This is a genomic window from Streptomyces sp. NPDC048255 (assembly GCF_040652415.1).
Lineage (GTDB): Bacteria > Actinomycetota > Actinomycetes > Streptomycetales > Streptomycetaceae > Streptomyces.
The window spans coordinates 85,938-103,380 of record NZ_JBEZMA010000014.1 but is presented as its reverse complement, the minus strand read 5'-3'; the positions used below and the strand labels follow the sequence as shown (position 1 = coordinate 103,380).

Genomic DNA, 17,443 nt, shown 5'->3' with positions numbered 1-17,443 from the left:
CCGCCACCGGGGCTGGGGTCGGAGCCGGGGTCGTGAGCCTGGCCGCCTCCGGGGGCGGGATCGGAGCCGGGGTCGGAGCCGGGGCCGGGGCCGGGGTCTGGGTCTGGGTCTGGGTCTGGGTCGTGAGCCTGGCCGCCACCGGGGCTGGGGTCGGAGCCGGGGTCGTGAGCCTGGCCGCCTCCGGGGGCGGGATCGGAGCCGGGGTCGGAGCCGGGGCCGGGGCCGGGGCCGGGGTCGGGGTCGGGGCCGGGGTCTGGGTCGGAACCGGGGGCGGAACCAAGGTCAAGGCCGGTGGCGGTTCCGGCGTCGGAACGGCGGTTGTGGCTGGGGCTATGCCCGGGGTCGGGCGCATGAGTGGGGCCGAGGCCGTGGTCGGGGCTGTGGCTGTGGCTGTGGCTGTGGCTGTGGCTGTGACTGTGACTGTGACCGTAGCCGTGACCGTGGTCTCGACTGGGCCGGGGGCTGGGGCTTGGCCTGGGGTTGGGGCTGTGAGCGTGGCCGGGGACGGGCGGGTGGGCGCGGGCACGGGCGGGGGCGGGGTCATCGGACGAGGAGTTGGGTCAGAACGAGGCCGGACTCGTGCGTCTCGACCTCGAAGAGGCCGGTGCGGTCGACCGTCAGGGTCAGGGTGGCCTCCTGGCCTGCGGGCAGGGCGAGTTCCTTGTCGTATCCGTGGACGTGCAGGGTGTCCGCCCGGTCACTGGTGACGCGCAGGGTGACGCGTTCGCCGCGCTTGAGTTCTGTGCGGGCCGGGGCGGGGCTGACCTTGCCGTCGCGGACGGCGATGGTGACCGTCCGGTCGGCCTGACCCTGGCCGGGCGTCTGCGGTTCCGGTGAGGGCTGCGGGGTGCCGCCGTGGCTGTGACCGCCGGGCGCGCCAGGGGCGGTGGCGGTGAGCTGGGTCGCGGCCTCGACCGGCTTGCCGGAGACCGCCCATGCGGTGTGGTCGTCGGCGTAGAGGCGGACGGTCAGGGTGTGCGATCCCTCGGGGACCTGCGCGGCGGGCAGGTGGAACCAAGGGCCGTACAGCCGGGCCAGTTTGCGGCCGTCGAGCTCCAGGTGGGCGTGGCCGGCGCCAGGGAGGGCGGCGCCGCCGGCGCTGTCGGGGGTGAAGCGGAACTTGTTCACCGTCAGTTGGAGGTTCCAGCCGTCCTCGGAATCCGGGCGGGCGGCGAGCTGTACGTGTGGCGCGCCGTCGGCGGGGACTTCGCGGAGCCGGTGGCCGGAGCCGTCCTCGGTGGTGAGCAGGGTTCCCACAGGGCCGGAGGCCTGCTCGTGGCTGGTGCCGGGCTTGTGGTGCGTGGTGGCCCGCCCGCCGCAGCCCGTCGCCGCGCTGCCCGCGAGGAGCAGGACGAGGGTGAGCAGGGCGGCGGTGCGGGCGGCCGGGCCCGACCGGGTCGCGCGGGTCGCGCGGGTCGCGCGGCCCCAGCGGGTGGGCGGGGCGCAGGCATCGCACCCTGTGCGGTCCTCGGGCCTGTCGGTCACGGCGGGTCCTCCTGTGGTCGGTGCCGTCTGGACGGCTTCTCTCATCTGTTGGACCGGGCCTCCGGCGGACGGACCGCCAGCGGTCTGGGTTGCGACTTGCCCGACCCCGGCGGTCCGACATCCGGGTCGGGTCGGTCCAGGCCGACGATTCGATCCAGACCGCCCTGGCCCGGCCTGATCGAGGCCCGGCTTGGTGGGACCTGGTCGGGCCCACGTGTCCTCGGGCTTCCCCCGGGGACCCGGCGCTCGGCCGCGCTCGGCGTCCGCCGGCCCGGCTCCGCCGACCACCGGCCCGGCCCGGCTCGGGTACCGCCCAGGCCCCGCCCCACTCGGGCTCCACCGGCCCCCGCACCGCCCCCGGCCTGGCCTGGGTTCCGCCGGTCCCCGACCCGCCCCGGGGCTCCGCCGACCCCCAGCCCCGGCGGCCCGACCCGGCCGGCCCGACCCGACCCGGCCCGGGTTCCGCCCAGGCCCGGCCCGGCCTGGCCAGGCCAGGCCAGGCCAGGCCTGGGGCTCCGCCGACGCCCGGCCTGGCCCAGCTCGGGATCCGCCGAGCCTCGGCCAGCCGGGCTCCGCCGACCCCCGCCCGGCTCGGTCCGGCGCGATCCCGCTCCGGACCCGTGCGGGCTCCGCCGGCCCCCGCCCCGCCGCCGACCCAGCCCACCAGCCCGCCGACCCCCGCCCCGCCGACCCGGCCCGGGCTCCGTCACCCCCCGGCCCCGGCCCGGCACGGGTGCCGCCCAGACCCGGCCCCGTTCGGGCTCCGCCGGCCCCCGCACCGCCCTGGCTCAGCCCGGGCTCCCCCGGGCCCGCGGCCAGGCCGGGGCTCCGGCCAGGCCCACCCCCGTGGGCCGGGGGCCGGGTCGGGGTCAGGGGGTGGGGGCGGGTCGGGGGGTGGGCGTGGGTCGGGGTGGGGATGGGGCCGGGGTGGTGGGGCGGGCTGAGGCTATGGCTGCCCAGAGGAGCCAGACGAGGGCTACGAGGGCTCGTAGCCAGGCGGGGCTCAGGGGGGTCCAGGGGATCATCAGGACCGCCTTGTCGAAGGCGTCCAGCAGGGTGAGGCCGGCCAGCAGCAGGGTCAGGCGGGCGAGCCAGGGGCGGGTCGGGCGCAGGGCCAGGCCCACGCCCGACCACCACAGGCCCAGCAGGAGGAGGGCCAGCGCGGGGACGAACGTCGCGGTCAGCGGCATGGTGGAGCCGGCCACGTCCAGGGCCAGACCTGCCAGGCCCAGGACCGATGCCGCCGTGCCCAGCCGGGAGCCGCGCAGGCGGCGCGCCCACAGCACTCCGCCGACCAGCAGCAGGACCGCCGCGACGGCGAGCGCGATCTGGGTCTCGACCCGCTCGATGCCCCGGGCTCCGTACCAGTCGCAGCCGGCCGGCAGTTTGCGGGCCTGCACGCTGTAGTCGGCGCAGACGAGGAGCTGGACCAGCTTCACCGGTTCGCCGACCAGGCGGGCCGACGCCCCTGAGACCGCGCCCCGGCGCTCACCGCACTGCGGCAGCGTGCCCGGGGTGGAGCCGTCGGGTCCGTCCTGCCAGCAGTTGCCGCCGCCCTGGCCGTCCCACCAAACGTCCATGCCGTTCGGCCGGGCCGCGCCGGACCTGTCCTTGCCCATGACGTTCCCGGCGTACCGGTTGTGGTGCGAGGTGTCCGTCTGCTTCGACCACTTCTCCTCGCCACGGATGAAGGCGGGGACCGCGCTGAGGAAGAAGCCGGCGCGCCGGTGCCCGTAAACCCAGTTGTTCTCGTACAGGTTCCAGTTGCCGCCCGCGGTGATGATGCCGGTGCCCGGCGGCATGGAGATCTGCGGGCAGACGACTCCCCGCTCGTAGCCCCGCTCGATGGGCGGCTTGGCGCAGGTGCCGTCGGCTACGTAGCCGTAGTAGTCCTGGTTGTTGTCGTGGATCAGGTTCCGCTCGAACTTGGCGTGGTTCTGCGGGAGTCCGGGATGTCCGGGGAAGGCGCTGTCCATCGAGGCGCCGCCCATGTTCTGGTCGAACTCGTTGTCGTGCACCCACACCGAGTCGCCCGCGGTGCCGGAGTAGCCGACCATGTTGTGGTGGCTGCGGCAGCCCGTGATCTCGATGGAGTAGCGCGGGACGTCGTAGCCGCGGCCGTTGTTGATGTCGGAGGCGCTGCCGGGGTAGATGCCGGAGTCGCCGTTCCCGTACGACTCGCAGTTCTTGTAGAGGCCGTGGTCGCTGGCGAAGGTCAGGAAGCCGTACTCGTCGTTCCACCGGGTCAGCACGTCGTCGATGACGAAGCCGTCGCCCGCCAGCACGTACAGGGAGTTGAAGGTGGTGCGCTGCGCGGTGAAGTTGCGGAAGTAGATGCCGTTCGACCGGTCGGCGCGGATGCCGTTCAGCTTCTGGTACTTGGCGTCGACCACGACGTCCTGGCGGGTGGCTCCGGTGCCCTCGATCTGCAGGTTCGTCTTGCCGAGGATGGCGACGAGGTTCTGGTTGTGGCGGCACTGGACCTGTTGCTCGTAGCTGAGGATCTGGTAGCCCAGCGAGGAGTTGGGGGCCTTCAGCGCGGCGCACTCCCCCGTCGGGGCCGGCAGTGAGGGCTCCTCCTCGTACAGGCCGGGGAGGATCGCGATGTTCATCCCGGGGCGGTCGACGGCGTCGACGGCCTCCTGGAGGTGGCGGTAGCCGCTCTTCTCGCACCGCTCGTAGAGGGCGAGGTTGCGCTGTCTGAGGTCCTCCGGGAAGCCGGATATCCGGCGTTCGAAGGCAGCCCGGTCGGTCTTGCAGACCACCAGGTCGGGCTCCCCGGTGCGGTACTCGGGTACGGAGCCGGAGCCGTCCGGGAAGGCGACGGGGCGCTCCTCGTGCGCGCGGGCGGCGGGCGCGGCGGCGAAGAGTGACAGGAGGGCGAGCAGGGCGGCGAGGAGCGCCGCCGGCACGGCAGGGAACCTGCGGGTCCACGACATGCGCGAGAGAGTAGAGCAATGTTCATCTTTTGGGAGCCCCCTCTGCACGGATCCGCGACACGGGGCCCCGCGCCGGACCCCGTCCGCCCCAGGCTCCCGGCGCCCGCCGCCCGGGAAACCGGCCAGGCGGCCGGGAGCGGCCGTTGACGCGCGGGCCGCGGAATCCTACTGTCAGCCATAGGATTCCTTCGACGGAGCGGGAGCAGCGATGAGTGAGCAGCAGGCCGGCGGCATCGAGCAGGCCAGGAAGACGGCGGAGGCGCTGGAGTACCTCACCGGATTCGGCAACGAACACAGCTCGGAGGCCGTCCCCGGCGCACTGCCCCTCGGCCGGAACTCGCCCCAGCGCGCCCCCCTCGGCCTCTACGCCGAACAGCTCAGCGGCAGCGCCTTCACCGAGCCCCGGAGCCGCAACCGCCGCTCCTGGCTCTACCGGATCCACCCCTCCGCCGCGCACCCGCCCTTCACCCGGATCGACAACGGCGGCTTGCGCACCGCGCCCTTCACCGAGGTCCCCGCCGACCCCAACCGGCTGCGCTGGAACCCGCTGCCCGACCCGGCCCCCGGCACCGACTTCCTGGCCGGCCTCTGGACCCTCGGCGGCAACGGCGACGCGGCCCAGCGCACCGGTATGGCCATCCACCTCTACGCCGCCAACTCCCCCATGACCGACCGGGTGTTCAGCGACTCCGACGGCGAGCTGCTGATCGTCCCCGAGCGCGGCGGACTGCTCCTGCGCACCGAACTCGGCCTGCTCGCCGCCCGGCCGGGCGAGGTGGCCCTGATCCCGCGCGGGGTCCGCTTCCGCGTCGAGCTCCTCGACTCCGATGCCCGCGGGTACGTCTGCGAGAACTACGGGCAGCCCTTCGAGCTGCCCGACCTGGGCCCGATCGGCGCCAACGGCCTCGCCGCCGCACGGGACTTCCAGGCCCCGGTGGCCGCGTACGAGGACCCGGGCGCCGGCGGGCAGCCGACCGAGGTGGTCAACAAGTTCTGCGGCAACCTCTGGTCCGCGACCTACGCGCACTCCCCGCTCGACGTCGTCGCCTGGCACGGCAGCCACGTGCCGTACGTCTACGACCTGCGGCGTTTCAACGTGCTGGGCACCATCAGCTACGACCACCCCGACCCGTCGATCTTCACCGTGCTGACCTCGCCCTCCGACACGGCGGGCCTGGCGGGCGTGGACTTCGTGGTCTTCGCCCCGCGCTGGCTGGTCGGCGAGGACACCTTCCGCCCGCCGTACTTCCACCGCAACGTGATGAGCGAGTACATGGGCCTGATCGAGGGCGCCTACGACGCCAAGGCCGAGGGATTCGTCCCCGGCGGCGGCTCCCTGCACAACATGATGTCCGCGCACGGCCCGGACCGGGAGACCTTCGACCGCGCGAGCGCCGCCGAGCTGAAGCCGCAGAAGATCGACGACGGCCTGGCCTTCATGTTCGAGACCCGGTGGCCGATCACCGCCACCGCACAGGCGGCCGCCGCGGACCACCTCCAGCGCGGCTACGACGACGTCTGGCAGGGTCTGGAGCGCCACTTCCGCCCCTGACCGGCGCCTGCATAGGCTGCGTGGCACGCCGCACGGCGCACGCCACGTGCCACGCGCCACGGGCGGCGCCACACGCAGCGCCGCACGTCACCCCCGTCCAGCCGTTCGGAGAACCCGCCGTGACCGCCTTCGCCCCCGACTCCCTGGTGCTGAACCGGAAGCTGCCGCTCTGGTACCAGGTGTCACAGTCGCTGCGCGCCTCGATACTCGGGCGCACCCCGGACGCCTCGCTGCGCCTGCCCACCGAGGAGCAGCTCGCCGAGCACTACGGGGTCAGCGTGCTGACCATGCGGCAGGCGCTCAAGGAGCTGGAGGGCGAGGGCCTGATCAGCCGGCACCGGCGGCGCGGCACCTTCATCGAGCCGGGGGCGCGGCGGGGCGCCCCGGTCCGGCTGCTGGGCTCGGTCGACGCGATCGTGGCCCAGCAGTCGGGGGACCGTACGACGATTCTCGGCCACGCCCGGACGGCGGTGGCCGGGGAGCTGCTGGAGCACTTCCCGGACACGTCCGAGGTGGTCACGTACCGCCGGCTCCGCCATGACCCGGAGAGCGGCGAGCCGACCAACTGGGCCGAGAACGCCGTGCTTCCGGAGATCGCCGAGTCGGTCGACCTGGCCGATCTCGAACGCTGGCCGATGACCAAGGTGCTGCGGGACATCGTGGGGGTGCGGATCAGCCGGATCACGGACACGGTGGAGGCCCGGCTCGCCGACCCGGAGACGGCCGAGCTGCTCCAGGTCCCCCTGCTCAGCCCGATCCTGCACTACACGGGCGTGACCTACGACGAGGACGGCCGGGTGGTGGACGTGGCACGGATCCGCTACCGCGGTGACCGGTTCTCCTTCACGGTGACGGTCGACGCCCACTGACGGACACCGAGGGACGCCGACGGACACCGACCGGCGCTGACCGGGCACTGACCGGGTGACCGGACACTGACGGACGCCGGCTGCTCCGGCCCGGCGCCCCGCGCCGACCCCTCGGTCCGGTTACTTCCCGTCCTCCTCCGCGCCGCGCTCGCCCTCCGCCTGGGAGGGGGTGGTCCGCGTCGTCTGGGGGTGCTGCTGCTTCTTCTGGACCTCGTCCATGTCCTCGTCGAGCCGCTCGCCCTCGGCCTGCGACGGAGTCGAGTATTCGTCGTACTGACTCATGACCGTCTCCTCGGTCGATGGTACGTATGCGTACATAAGGAGCGTAGCCCTTCGGCCTGTGCGCAGCCCGGCCACCGGGCCCCGTCGCTACCATCGGCCGGGTGAGCGCTGACACGCCGTTGCCGGAACCGCTGCTGGACGATCTGATGCCCTGGGCCGTGGGCGGCCTCCGCCTGGGCCGCGACTGGGTGGCCGCGCCCGATCCGGCTGCCCTGCGCACCCGCTGGGCGGCCCTGACCGGCGCCGAAGGGGCCGTGCGGGAGCGGCTGTTCCGCCCGAGCCGGAGCCGCACGCCCACCGCCGGGGCGGCGGCGCTGCCGGGCCAGCGCTCGGGTACGGCCCGGTTCGCCGACGCGCCCGGCCCCTGCCCCGATCCCGTACGGGTGCTCCGCGAGCCCTTCGACGAGCAGTGGCTGCTCCCCGACCAGCGGCTCATCGACACGGCCCGCCCGGAGCTCTGGCGGGTCCTGGACGAGCACCAGCTGTTCCTGGTCGAGACCCCGGAGCCGCTGGTCACCGCGTACCTCCCGGCCGGGCGGCTCGGCAGGGTCCGCCCGCTGCACCGGCGCCCCGGCGGCGCCGAACCGAACCTCGCCCCCGGCCTGCTGTCCCTGCTGGGCGGGCGCTACGGCGGCTGGGTCACCCCCGAGGACGTCCTGTGCTGGATCCTCGCGGCGGGCCGGCCGGGGCCGCGGGGGTACGAGGTCCCGCTCGCCGCCGATCCGGGGCGCTGGCGGGCCGGGCTGGAGCTGGGGCACCGCCTGCTGACCGTGCAGTTGCGCGGGGCCCGCGGGGGTGAGCCGCCGCGGCTGCCGGGCGGGCGCCGCCCGTACGTCCGCTCGGCGGTGCCGGCCTGGCCGCACGGGCTGTCGTACGACGCCGCGACCGAGACGCTGAGCCTCGGCACCGGGACCGTCTCCCCCGTGCCGCCCGCCGCCTGGGAGTACGAGGCGCAGGGCGTGCGGGTGCTGGAGGCCTGGTTCGCCGCCCGTACCGCGCACCGCCGTCCCGAGGCCGACGGGCTGGAGGCGCTGGGCCCGGCCCGGTGGCCGCAGGGCTGGACCTCGGAGCTGCTGGCCCTGGTCACGACCCTGGCACTGCTGGCCGACCTGGCCCCGGAGCGGGCCGCGTTCGAGCCGGGCCCGGGCCTGCCGGTGACGGAGCTGCGCGCGGCCGGGGTGCTGCCGCCGCCCCGCTGGGCCCGGCGCCCGGCTTCGGTGCTGGACCACCAGGAGGAGGGCCCGGGCGGGCAGTTCGCCCTCCTCTGAGCCGACGGGCCGGCCGGGCACGCGGGGCCGCCGGGCACACCGGGCCGGCCCGGCACGCGGGACACGCCCAGCCCGCCGGGCCGGCCAGGCCCGCCCGGCACACCGAGCGGCCCGGCCACGCGGGGCACGCCACGCCCGCCGGGCCCGCCGGGCCCGCCGGGCCCGCCGGGCCCACCGGGCGCACGACGCCCTACCCGCCCCACGCCCCCAGCAGCCGGGACATCGAGCGGTCGAAGGCGTCGGCCAGCTCCGGCCCCGCCTCGGTGATCGGGGCGGCGGCGCCCGCCAGGGCCGCCGTCAGCAGCGGGTACTGCCCGGTGGCCAGCCGCGAGCCGATCCAGGCCGCCCGTACGCGCTGCTCCTCGGCCGCGGACCAGGGCAGCGCCCGGGCCCTCTCGGCCAGGGCCAGCTCGCCCGACACGTAGGTCGCGACCATGCCGTTGACCGCGGCGACGAGCTCCAGTTTCTCGGCGTCGGGCGCGTCCAGCGGCACCAGGCAGTCCAGGCTGTGCTCCAGGTACCGCAGGGCGTTGGGGCCGAACCCGTAGACGGGGCTCAGCAGCCGGGGCAGCCACGGGTGGCGGCGCATCAGCGCCAGGGTCTGGCGGGCGAGGGCGAGCAGGTCGGCGCGCCAGTCACCGGCGGGCGGGCTGAGCTCGTACTCCCCGCTGACAGCGTCGACCATCAGCTCGTACAGGTCCTCCTTGCGCGGCACGTAGTTGTAGAGGGACATGGTCCCGGCGCCGATCCCGGCCGCGACGCGCCGCATGGAGACGGCCTCGATCCCTTCCGCGTCGGCGATCCGGACCGCCTCGGCGGCGATCGACTCGCGGCTGTGCGCGGGCCGGGGTCCGCGTCCGGCCCGCTGCGGGCGGGCCCAGATCACTTCGGGTTCAGCGGGGCGCCCGCTGGGTGTCATCGCTCATCACCTCGTCCGTCTCGCCTCCATCCTAGTTACGTACAGCGTACGTAGTCATGTAGGGTGCCGCCCATGACTACTACGTACGCTGTACTTAGTGAGGGTCTGGAGAAGAACTACGGCGAGGTCCACGCCCTGCGCGGGCTCGACCTGGCCGTCCCCGAGGGCACGGTCTGCGGACTCCTCGGCCCCAACGGCGCGGGCAAGACCACCGCCGTCCGGATCTTCGCCACCCTCACCGCACCCACCGGCGGCCGCGCGCTCGTCGCCGGTCACGACGTCACCCGGAACCCCGCCGCAGTCCGCCGCGCCATCGGCGTCACCGGCCAGTACGCCTCCGTGGACGGGGACCTGACCGGCCGTGAGAACCTGCGGCTCTTCGCCCGCCTCGCCGGGGTGCGCGGCCCCGCGTGCCGGGCCCGCGCCGACGAGCTGCTGGAGCGCTTCGGGCTCTCGGAGGCCGCCGACCGGGTGGCCTCCACCTGGTCGGGCGGTATGCGCCGGCGCCTGGACCTGGCCGCCGGGCTGACCACCCGCCCCCGGGTGCTGTTCCTCGACGAGCCCACCACCGGGCTGGACCCGGCCGCCCGCGAGCAGATCTGGACGGCGGTGCGGGCCCTCGCCGACGACGGCACCTCCGTACTGCTCACCACCCAGTACCTGGAGGAGGCCGACCGGCTCGCCGACGACATCGTGGTCGTCGACGGCGGCCGGGCCGCCGCGACCGGCACCCCCGCCGAGCTGAAGTCCCGGATCGGCGCCCGCGCCGAGGTCGCCGTCGCCGGGCGCGAAGCCCTCGCGGGCGCGGCCGTGGTCCTCGACCAGCTCACCGGCGGCCGGCCCGTCCTCGACGAGGAGAAGCTCACGGTCGGCGTGACCGTGCTCGACCCAGGGCTCACCCTGCCCCGGATCATCCGCGAGCTCGACTCCCACGGGGTCCCGGTCACCGACGCGAGCCTGCGCCCGCCCACCCTCGACGAGGTGTTCCTCCGCCTCACCCAGGTCCGCGAGGCCGGACCCGACGACGGCGCCGGGTCCGGCGGCACCCCTCCCGGTGACGCCGGACCCGGCAACACCCGTCCCTACCACGCCGGTCCCGGCGACAAGGAGTACGCCGCATGAGCGCCCTGCTGTCCGACGGCGGAGCCGTCCTCACCCGCCAGCTCCAGAAGGCCCGGCACGCCCCGGCCCTGCTGATCCTGACCCAGACCATGCCGATCACGATGCTGCTGTTCTTCGGCTACGTGTTCGGCAGCGCGCTCGCCATGCCGGGCTCCCAGTACCGCGAGTTCCTGGTTCCGGGGCTGCTCGCCGCCACCGCCGCGAACGGCCTGATGACCGGCATGTTCACCGCCGCGCAGGACGCCCATCGCGGGGTCATGGACCGGTTCCGGACGCTGCCGATGAGCCGGACCGCGGTCCCGCTGGGGCAGACGGCCGCCGACCTGCTGACCACGGCGGTGTCGATGGTGCCCCTGATGCTGGTGGGGCTGGCCATGGGCTGGCGGATCGAGAACGGGCTGCCCGGGGCATTGGGGGCGCTCGGCGTGCTGCTGCTGTTCCGCTTCGCCACCGCCTGGGCGGGCACGTACCTCGGCCTGCTGAGCAAGAGCGAGGAGGCCGCGGGCCAGCTGGGCAGCGCCACCTTCATCCTGCCGATGCTCTCCAGCGCCTACCTGCCGACCGTCGGGCTGCCCGGGTGGCTGCGTACGGTCGCCGAGTGGAACCCGATCAGCGCCGTCGCCACCGCCGTGCGCGAGCTGTGCGGGAACGCGGGGGCCGAAGCGGCGGCGGGCGCCTCCTGGCCCGCCGCGCACCCGGTCGCCGGGGCGCTGCTGTGGTCGGTGCTGCTCCTCGCGCTCTTCGTACCGCTGGCCACCCGCAGGTTCGCGCGCGGCCAGGGCTGACCGGGCGGCAGCCACCACGGGCGTACGGGGGTGACAGACCGGGGTCCGAGCAGGTAGGCACAGCTGTCATGAACCGCGACGCGCACCAGCCCGAACCCCTCCCCCTCGCCGGCATCACCGTCGTCTCCGTCGAACAGGCCGTCTCGGCCCCCTTCGCCACCCGCCAGCTCGCCGACCTCGGCGCCCGGGTGATCAAGGTCGAGCGGCCGGACGGAGGCGACTTCGCGCGCGCCTACGACACCACCGCGCAGGGTCTCGCCTCGCACTTCGTGTGGGCCAACCGCGGCAAGGAGTCGATCGCGCTCGACCTGAAGGATCCGCGCGGCCTGGAGGTCCTGCACGGCCTGCTGGCGGACGCCGACGTCTTCGTCCAGAACCTCGCGCACGGGGCCGCCGCCCGCCTCGGCCTCGACTCGGCGGCACTGTGCGGGCGTTACCCGCGGCTGGTCGCCGTGGACGTCTCCGGCTACGGCCCCGAGGGCCCGTACGCCCACAAGCGCGCGTACGACATGCTCGTGCAGTGCGAGGCGGGGCTGGTCTCGGTCACCGGGACCCCGGACGCGCCCGTCAAGGCGGGCATCCCGGCGGCGGACATCGCGGCGGCCATGTACGCCTTCTCGGGGGTCCTCGCGGCCCTGCTGCGGCGCGGCGCCACCGGACGCGGGGGCAGGGTGGAGGTGTCCATGCTGGACGCGCTCGCCGAGTGGATGGGACACCCGCTGCACCACACGATGCACGGCGGCGAGGAGCCCGCGCGCACCGGTCTGGCGCACGCCGTGATCGCGCCCTACGACGCCTACGCGACGGCCGACGGGGACCGGGTGCTGCTGTCCGTGCAGAACGACCGCGAGTGGCGGCGGCTGGCGGAGCAGGTGCTGGGGCGGCCGGAGCTGGCCGGGGACCCGGCGTACGGGACGAACGCGGCACGCACCGCCAACCGGGAGAAGACCGACGCGGTGGTGGCCGAAGCGCTGGCCGGGCTGACCACGGACGACGCCATCGGGCGGCTGGAGGCGGCGGGCATCGCCTGCGCCCGGCTGAACTCGGTGAGCCGGCTGGCCGGGCATCCGCAGCTGGCCGCCCGGGACCGCTGGCGGGAGGTGGGATCGCCGGCGGGACCGCTGCGGGCCCTGCTGCCGCCGATCGGGCTGCCGGGTGGCGCGGCACCGCGCATGGGCGCGGTGCCCGCGCTCGGCGAACACACCGAGGCCCTGCTGCGCGCCCTGGGGATGACGGGCGCGCAGATCTCGGACCTGCGCCGGGACGGTGTCGTCGCGTAGAGGGTGCCGGAGGGCGAACGGTCGTGGTACGGGGACAGTTACGAGCGGCGGCTGCCGAAGAGCGTGCGACGCAGACGGCGCAGCGGCGCGAAGAGCGAAACGCGTGCGCTCCGGCTCCGCAGACGGTGCGTGTGGTCGCGAGAGGTGAGCTCGCGCATCAGCAGGGTCGCCTCGGCGCTCTCGCGGTGCGGCAGGGCGGGACCGCCCAGCACAGCGAGATGGCGGTCGAGGCGCGAGCTGGTCGCGCTGCTGCCGCACGTGATGGCAGGCACGCGTGGCGGCCTGCTGCGCATCGTTATCTGTTCCATGTTCTCTCCCCACCCGTACGAGGGCACCCGGCCCGGGCAGGTTAACCCTATCGCCCCCGCGTCGCGCTCGGGTATCCCGGTGGTGTGAATTACCCCTAGGGCGACGGGGGTTGACGACTACTCAGTGGAGTCGGCCGTCACTCTCCGCACAGAAGGGCCGGGTTCGGAGGCCCCTGCGCCGAGTCCTGTCACAACAGGGGCCGCTTCGCACGCACTGCGCTAACTTGAAGTGATCGCCCGATAACACATGGACGCACATGGGGGGCTCGCGTGAGTGGGAACGTGGGTGGCGCGGGCGGGGATTCGAGCGCCGATCGAGTCATTTCGGGCCGCTACCGGCTGCTGGAGCAGATCGGACGCGGCGGCATGGGCATCGTGTGGCGGGCCCGGGACGAGGTGCTGGCCCGCGAGGTGGCCGTCAAGGAGGTACGGGCGCCCGCCGGGCTGGAGGCCGCGGAACTGCAGCGGATGTACCGGCGGCTGGAACGCGAGGCCTGGGCCGCGGCCCGGGTCTCGCACCGCGGGGTCGTCACGGTCTACGACGTGGCCTCCGAGGACGGCCGGCCCTGGATCGTCATGGAGCTGGTGCGGGGGCTCTCGCTGGCGGACGTCCTGGAGGCCGAGGGGACGCTCACCCCGCAGCGGGCCGCGCACCTCGGGGAGCAGGTGCTGGCCGCACTGCGCTCGGCGCACGACGCGGGGGTGCTGCACCGGGACGTCAAACCCGGCAACGTGCTGATCGCCAACGACGGGCGCGTGGTGCTGAGCGACTTCGGGATCGCGAGCCTGGAGGGGTCCTCGGCGATCACCATGACGGGCGAGATGGTCGGATCGCCCGAATTCCTGGCTCCGGAAAGGGCGTTGGGGCACGAACCGGGGACCGGGTCGGACCTGTGGGCGCTCGGGGTGATGCTGTACGCGGCCGTCGAGGGGGGCACGCCCTTCCGCCGGGACACCCCGCTGGCGACGCTGCGGGCGGTGGTGGAGGCGGAGTTGCCGCGCCCGCGGCGGGCCGGGCCGCTGGAACCCGTACTGGAGGGGCTGCTGCGCAAGGACCCGGCCGAGCGGCTGCCCGCGGCGGAGGCGGCCCGGATGCTGCGGGTGGTGGGCGCGGGCGGGACCGTACGGGCTCCCGGCGGGGCGGAGTCCGGTCCGGACGCGCCGACGGCCGCTGCGCACCACGGGCACGAGCCGCGCGGCGGCGGGGCACCGGGCGCGGCCGGGGCGCGGGGCGCACAGGGGTCGCCGTACGGGGAGCCCACGCCGCCGCTGCCCGGCCCCGGGCCGGTGCCGCCCCGGGGGCGGGCCGGTCTGGTGCTGGCGGCCGGGATCGCCGTCCTGCTGCTGGCGCTGGCCGCGCTGGCCTGGCTGCTGCTGAAGGACCGCGGGGAGGGGGACGACGGTCGCGGCGGCGGCCCGACGGGGGCGGCGACGACGTCCCAGCCGGGCGGTTCCACGGGGCCGAGCCCCTCCGCGTCGGCGTCGGCGTCGGTGTCGCCGTCGGCCGGTCCGGGGCAGCAGGTCGTCGCGTACGTCGACGCCGTGCGGACCTCGTACACCGGCATCTGCCCGCCGCTCCCGGAGCGGGCGCCCGCCTTCACCGCCACCGTGGAGGTGGAGCGGGTTCCGGCCGTGCTGGAGTACCGCTGGGCCACGCGGAGCGGGGAGACCTCCGGACCGGGCTGGCAGTCCGTCACCTACGAGACGGGCGGGCCGCGGAGCCGGCGGCTGGAGCACACCGAGCTGACACACCGTGCGGACGCGGTCTTCGAGGACGCGGTCCGGCTGGAGGTGCGGGGGCCCGCGGAGGTGGCCACCCAGTGGGTCGGGATCTCCGTGACCTGCGAGGAGGAGACCCCGACGGGCGGGGCCTCCTCCCCCGGCGCGAGCACGTCCGCGAGTGCTTCGGCCAGCGCCTCCGCGAGCGCCTCGCCGGACTCGTCGCCGGACGCGTCCCCCGAAGGGTCACCGGACCCGCCGGCGGCGGGTCCGGCCGGGGACGCCTCCCGGGTGTGAGCGCGGGCGCCCCCGCGACCGTCCGGCCGCTCAGGCGGCGTTGGTGAAGACCGGCAGGTAGCCTCCGGACTGTCCGGCGGCGGTGGGGTGGTAGGACTCACCGATGTTGAGCCAGTTGACGCTGTGCAGCCACGGGGCGCCGGAGCAGATCTCGTGACCCGTGAAGGCGCCGGCGACCGAGGCGAAGGTGAAGCCGTGGTCGGCGGCGCGTTTGGCGATGGCGGCGTTCAGATGGTCGGCCGCGCCGTTGATGGCGGCGCGTTCGCCCTCGGTCAGGCCGGCGGTGCAGCTGCCGTTCAGCTTGTAGAAGCGGGGATAGCCGATGACGACGACGTGGGCGTTCGGGGAGCGGCTGTCGATGGCGTTGTAGACCTGGTCGAGCTGGCCGGGCAGGGTGGAGTCGACGTACGCCTTGGCCTGGTTGACGCGGTTGACGCAGGTGGACTCGGACTGGAGCACACAGGTCGTCATGACGTCGGCGAATCCGGCGTCGTTGCCGCCGATGGTGATGCTGACCAGGTCGGTGCCGGAGTTCAGCGGGCCGAGCTGGCCGGAGAGGACATCACCCGTACGGGCGCCCGAGCAGGCGGTGAAGGAGAAGGTCTGCGGAGAGTGTGCGGCGGCCCACAGGGCCGGGTAGGCGCGGCTGGTGCGTTTGCAGTTGCCGCTCCCGCTGTCGTAGTTGCCGGCGCCGACGCCGGAGGAGTACGAGTCGCCGAGGGCGACGTAGCCGAAGTCGGCCTGGGCGGCGGCCGCCTGACCGGCGCCGAGGAGGGTGGCTCCCGCGGCGAGTAACAGGGAGGAGGTCAGGGCGGCGAAGCGCGACAGTCTCATGCTCATGTGTGCGGCTCCTTGTGGGGGTTACTCCTGAGTCCGTGGTACAAGGAGCCGGGCTTGGCTGGAAGTGTCCATGCCAAGAATATTCGGGACAGGATTGCCGTCCGAATCTTCACCACCAGTACGTTTGAAGAGGGAACCCGGGCACTCGAACCGGCGAAACACGGGTGCATCGGGGCATCGCGTGCCGGATCATGGGCGCCATGCCAGCCAACCCGCATGACGCGCTGCCGATCCGGCTCAACGTCGACGACAGCGACTCACCGTCGGACGTCGTCGACGCGCTGTTCCTCGGCCGGTTCGCGTCCGGCGAGCAGCCGTACTCGCACAGCGTGACCATCGAGCGGGTCAAGGCGGGCTCGACCCTCCTGCCGCCCGGAGCCAGCGTGTTGCGCTCCGCGCGCGACTCCGACCGCAGCGCCACCCTGGCCGAGGGCGAGGGCTGGACCGTGCTCGTCTCCCGGTGGAGCCGCGGCGCCGACGTGACCGTCACGGCGGTGAGCGACGAACTCGCCGCCGACGTCCTCGGCCGGGCCACCGAGGGGGTGCAGGACGAGCCCGAACCGCAGCCGGAGAACGTCACGATGGGCTTCTGGTACGTCTCCCCGCGCCGCGGACCGTACCGGACGACCCGCCAGATCGCGGCCGGGACCTGGGCGGAGGTGCGGCCCAACTACACCGCGCCGGTGGCCGGGGCGATGGACCGGCTGATGAAGGTGACCCCCGACGACATCGCGGGCCGGCTGCTCCTGCTGCACGGCCCGCCGGGCACGGGGAAGACCTCCGCCCTGCGCACGCTGGCGCGTGCCTGGCGGGACTGGTGCCAGGTGGACTGCGTACTGGACCCGGAGCGGCTGTTCAACGACGTGGGCTACCTGATGGACATCGCGATCGGCGAGGACGAGGGCACGGCGAAGGGGCGCTGGCGGCTGCTGCTCCTGGAGGACTGCGACGAGCTGATCCGCGGCGAGGCCCGGCACACGGCCGGGCAGGCACTGTCCCGGCTGCTGAACCTGACCGACGGCCTGCTGGGGCAGGGCCGCAACGTCCTGGTCGGCGTGACGACCAACGAGGACCTGGAGCGCCTGCACCCGGCGGTGGTCCGGCCGGGCCGCTGCCTGGCCCGTATCGAGGTCGGCCGGCTGACCCACGGGGAGGCCGTGGACTGGCTGGGCACGGACGAGGGCGTCTCCCGCGAGGGCGCCAGCCTGGCGGAGCTCTTCGCCCTGCGCCGCGGCACCGGCCCGGCGGCGATCCTGCCGCCCCAGCCGCACACGTCGGAGGCTGGCCTGTACCTCTAGGCCTGGTCCGGCCCCGCCGGCGTTTCAGGCGCGGGGGTCCGGCGGCGGAGCTCCCGGCAGCGGTGCCGCAGGGGCTACTTGGCGGCGTACCGGGCCCGGAGGGCCTCCGTGGCGGCGGCCAGGGCTTCGGCCTCCGTCAGGCCCAGCCGCCGGGCCCGCTCCGCGTACGCCTGCGCAGCAGCAGCCGCCTCGCGCGCCGGGCCCCCTCCGACGGCCGCGACGAACGTCCCGTGACGGCCCCGCGTCTCGATCACCCCGTCCCCCTCCAGCGCCCGGTACGCCTTCGCGACGGTATTGGCCGCCAGCCCCAGCTCCTCCGCCAGCCCTCGTACCGTGGGCAGCTTGAAGCCCGCCGGCAGCTTCCCCGACCGGGCCCGGTCCGCGATCTGCGCGCGCAGCTGTTCGTACGGGGCGGCCGAGCCGGCCGAGCCGTCGAGGGTGATCTTCAGGTTCGTCGAGGTCACGTGGCCGATTGTCCCC

General features: G+C 74.7%; 15 protein-coding genes. 8 read left to right on the top strand and 7 right to left on the bottom strand.

The window, feature by feature from the left end; genetic code table 11:
* Positions 1–540: 540 nt before the first annotated feature.
* On the bottom strand, positions 541–1,365 hold the full coding sequence (locus AB0D94_RS14540) for a hypothetical protein (RefSeq protein ID WP_362051127.1): 825 nt from the start codon (positions 1,363–1,365) through the stop codon (positions 541–543).
* 989 nt (positions 1,366–2,354) lie between these two features.
* Positions 2,355–4,424, bottom strand: a complete 2,070-nt coding sequence (locus tag AB0D94_RS14535) for a right-handed parallel beta-helix repeat-containing protein (RefSeq protein ID WP_362051015.1) — start codon at positions 4,422–4,424, stop codon at positions 2,355–2,357.
* A gap of 208 nt (positions 4,425–4,632) precedes the next feature.
* Here AB0D94_RS14535 and hmgA point away from each other — a divergent pair, with 208 nt between their 5' ends.
* Together hmgA and AB0D94_RS14525 are read left to right on the top strand one after the other, a co-directional pair.
* On the top strand, positions 4,633–5,976 hold the full coding sequence (gene hmgA, locus AB0D94_RS14530) for a homogentisate 1,2-dioxygenase (protein ID WP_362051013.1): 1,344 nt from the start codon (positions 4,633–4,635) through the stop codon (positions 5,974–5,976).
* Between the two features lie 119 nt (positions 5,977–6,095).
* Positions 6,096–6,845 carry a GntR family transcriptional regulator gene (locus AB0D94_RS14525; protein WP_362051011.1) on the top strand — a complete coding sequence of 250 codons (750 nt, stop codon included), beginning with the start codon at positions 6,096–6,098 and terminating at the stop codon, positions 6,843–6,845.
* 120 nt (positions 6,846–6,965) lie between these two features.
* On the opposite strand, the gene AB0D94_RS14520 is transcribed toward AB0D94_RS14525, so the two are convergent.
* On the bottom strand, positions 6,966–7,127 hold the full coding sequence (locus tag AB0D94_RS14520) for a hypothetical protein (RefSeq protein WP_362051009.1): 162 nt from the start codon (positions 7,125–7,127) through the stop codon (positions 6,966–6,968).
* 146 nt (positions 7,128–7,273) lie between these two features.
* On the opposite strand from AB0D94_RS14520, the gene AB0D94_RS14515 reads away from it, so the two are divergent.
* A complete protein-coding gene (locus AB0D94_RS14515) occupies positions 7,274–8,395 on the top strand; it encodes a type ISP restriction/modification enzyme (protein ID WP_362051125.1) in 1,122 nt (373 codons plus the stop codon).
* Between the two features lie 190 nt (positions 8,396–8,585).
* Here AB0D94_RS14515 and AB0D94_RS14510 read toward each other — a convergent pair whose 3' ends face one another.
* Positions 8,586–9,314, bottom strand: coding sequence for a TetR/AcrR family transcriptional regulator (locus tag AB0D94_RS14510; protein ID WP_362051007.1), 729 nt, complete (start codon positions 9,312–9,314; stop codon positions 8,586–8,588).
* Positions 9,315–9,386: 72 nt separating this feature from the next.
* Between AB0D94_RS14510 and AB0D94_RS14505 the strand changes: the two genes are divergently transcribed.
* From AB0D94_RS14505 to AB0D94_RS14495, 3 genes are all read left to right on the top strand, one after another.
* A complete protein-coding gene (locus AB0D94_RS14505; protein WP_362051004.1) occupies positions 9,387–10,436 on the top strand; it encodes an ATP-binding cassette domain-containing protein in 1,050 nt (349 codons plus the stop codon).
* Positions 10,433–11,221 (top strand): ABC transporter permease, encoded by a 789-nt coding sequence (locus AB0D94_RS14500; RefSeq protein ID WP_362051002.1) that lies wholly within the window; start codon positions 10,433–10,435, stop codon positions 11,219–11,221. Before AB0D94_RS14505 ends, AB0D94_RS14500 begins: the two co-directional genes overlap by 4 nt.
* A 68-nt stretch (positions 11,222–11,289) precedes the next feature.
* Positions 11,290–12,501 (top strand): CaiB/BaiF CoA-transferase family protein, encoded by a 1,212-nt coding sequence (locus tag AB0D94_RS14495; protein WP_362051000.1) that lies wholly within the window; start codon positions 11,290–11,292, stop codon positions 12,499–12,501.
* A gap of 38 nt (positions 12,502–12,539) precedes the next feature.
* On the opposite strand, the gene AB0D94_RS14490 is transcribed toward AB0D94_RS14495, so the two are convergent.
* On the bottom strand, positions 12,540–12,809 hold the full coding sequence (locus tag AB0D94_RS14490; protein WP_362050998.1) for a hypothetical protein: 270 nt from the start codon (positions 12,807–12,809) through the stop codon (positions 12,540–12,542).
* A gap of 270 nt (positions 12,810–13,079) precedes the next feature.
* On the opposite strand from AB0D94_RS14490, the gene AB0D94_RS14485 reads away from it, so the two are divergent.
* On the top strand, positions 13,080–14,825 hold the full coding sequence (locus AB0D94_RS14485) for a serine/threonine-protein kinase (RefSeq protein WP_362050996.1): 1,746 nt from the start codon (positions 13,080–13,082) through the stop codon (positions 14,823–14,825).
* A 30-nt stretch (positions 14,826–14,855) separates the two neighbouring features.
* Here the strand turns inward: AB0D94_RS14485 and AB0D94_RS14480 are convergent, their stop codons facing one another.
* A complete protein-coding gene (locus AB0D94_RS14480; RefSeq protein ID WP_362051122.1) occupies positions 14,856–15,659 on the bottom strand; it encodes an SGNH/GDSL hydrolase family protein in 804 nt (267 codons plus the stop codon).
* 197 nt (positions 15,660–15,856) lie between these two features.
* Here AB0D94_RS14480 and AB0D94_RS14475 point away from each other — a divergent pair, with 197 nt between their 5' ends.
* Entirely contained in the window at positions 15,857–16,963 is a 1,107-nt protein-coding gene (locus tag AB0D94_RS14475) for a DUF5925 domain-containing protein (RefSeq protein WP_362050994.1), read from the top strand.
* A 74-nt stretch (positions 16,964–17,037) separates the two neighbouring features.
* Here the strand turns inward: AB0D94_RS14475 and AB0D94_RS14470 are convergent, their stop codons facing one another.
* Positions 17,038–17,427, bottom strand: a complete 390-nt coding sequence (locus tag AB0D94_RS14470; RefSeq protein WP_362050992.1) for a GntR family transcriptional regulator — start codon at positions 17,425–17,427, stop codon at positions 17,038–17,040.
* Positions 17,428–17,443: the final 16 nt, after the last annotated feature.

Bases quoted from the DNA above. Each gene is read 5' to 3' on its own strand.
- AB0D94_RS14535 (WP_362051015.1), bottom strand. From the start codon at position 4,424: ATGTCGTGGACCCGCAGGTTCCCTGCCGTGCCGGCGGCGCTCCTCGCC.
- hmgA (WP_362051013.1), top strand. From the start codon at position 4,633: ATGAGTGAGCAGCAGGCCGGCGGCATCGAGCAGGCCAGGAAGACGGCG.
- AB0D94_RS14520 (WP_362051009.1), bottom strand. From the start codon at position 7,127: ATGAGTCAGTACGACGAATACTCGACTCCGTCGCAGGCCGAGGGCGAG.
- AB0D94_RS14515 (WP_362051125.1), top strand. From the start codon at position 7,274: ATGCCCTGGGCCGTGGGCGGCCTCCGCCTGGGCCGCGACTGGGTGGCC.
- AB0D94_RS14510 (WP_362051007.1), bottom strand. From the start codon at position 9,314: ATGACACCCAGCGGGCGCCCCGCTGAACCCGAAGTGATCTGGGCCCGC.
- AB0D94_RS14505 (WP_362051004.1), top strand. From the start codon at position 9,387: ATGACTACTACGTACGCTGTACTTAGTGAGGGTCTGGAGAAGAACTAC.
- AB0D94_RS14500 (WP_362051002.1), top strand. From the start codon at position 10,433: ATGAGCGCCCTGCTGTCCGACGGCGGAGCCGTCCTCACCCGCCAGCTC.
- AB0D94_RS14495 (WP_362051000.1), top strand. From the start codon at position 11,290: ATGAACCGCGACGCGCACCAGCCCGAACCCCTCCCCCTCGCCGGCATC.
- AB0D94_RS14490 (WP_362050998.1), bottom strand. From the start codon at position 12,809: ATGGAACAGATAACGATGCGCAGCAGGCCGCCACGCGTGCCTGCCATC.
- AB0D94_RS14480 (WP_362051122.1), bottom strand. From the start codon at position 15,659: ATGAGACTGTCGCGCTTCGCCGCCCTGACCTCCTCCCTGTTACTCGCC.
- AB0D94_RS14475 (WP_362050994.1), top strand. From the start codon at position 15,857: ATGGGCGCCATGCCAGCCAACCCGCATGACGCGCTGCCGATCCGGCTC.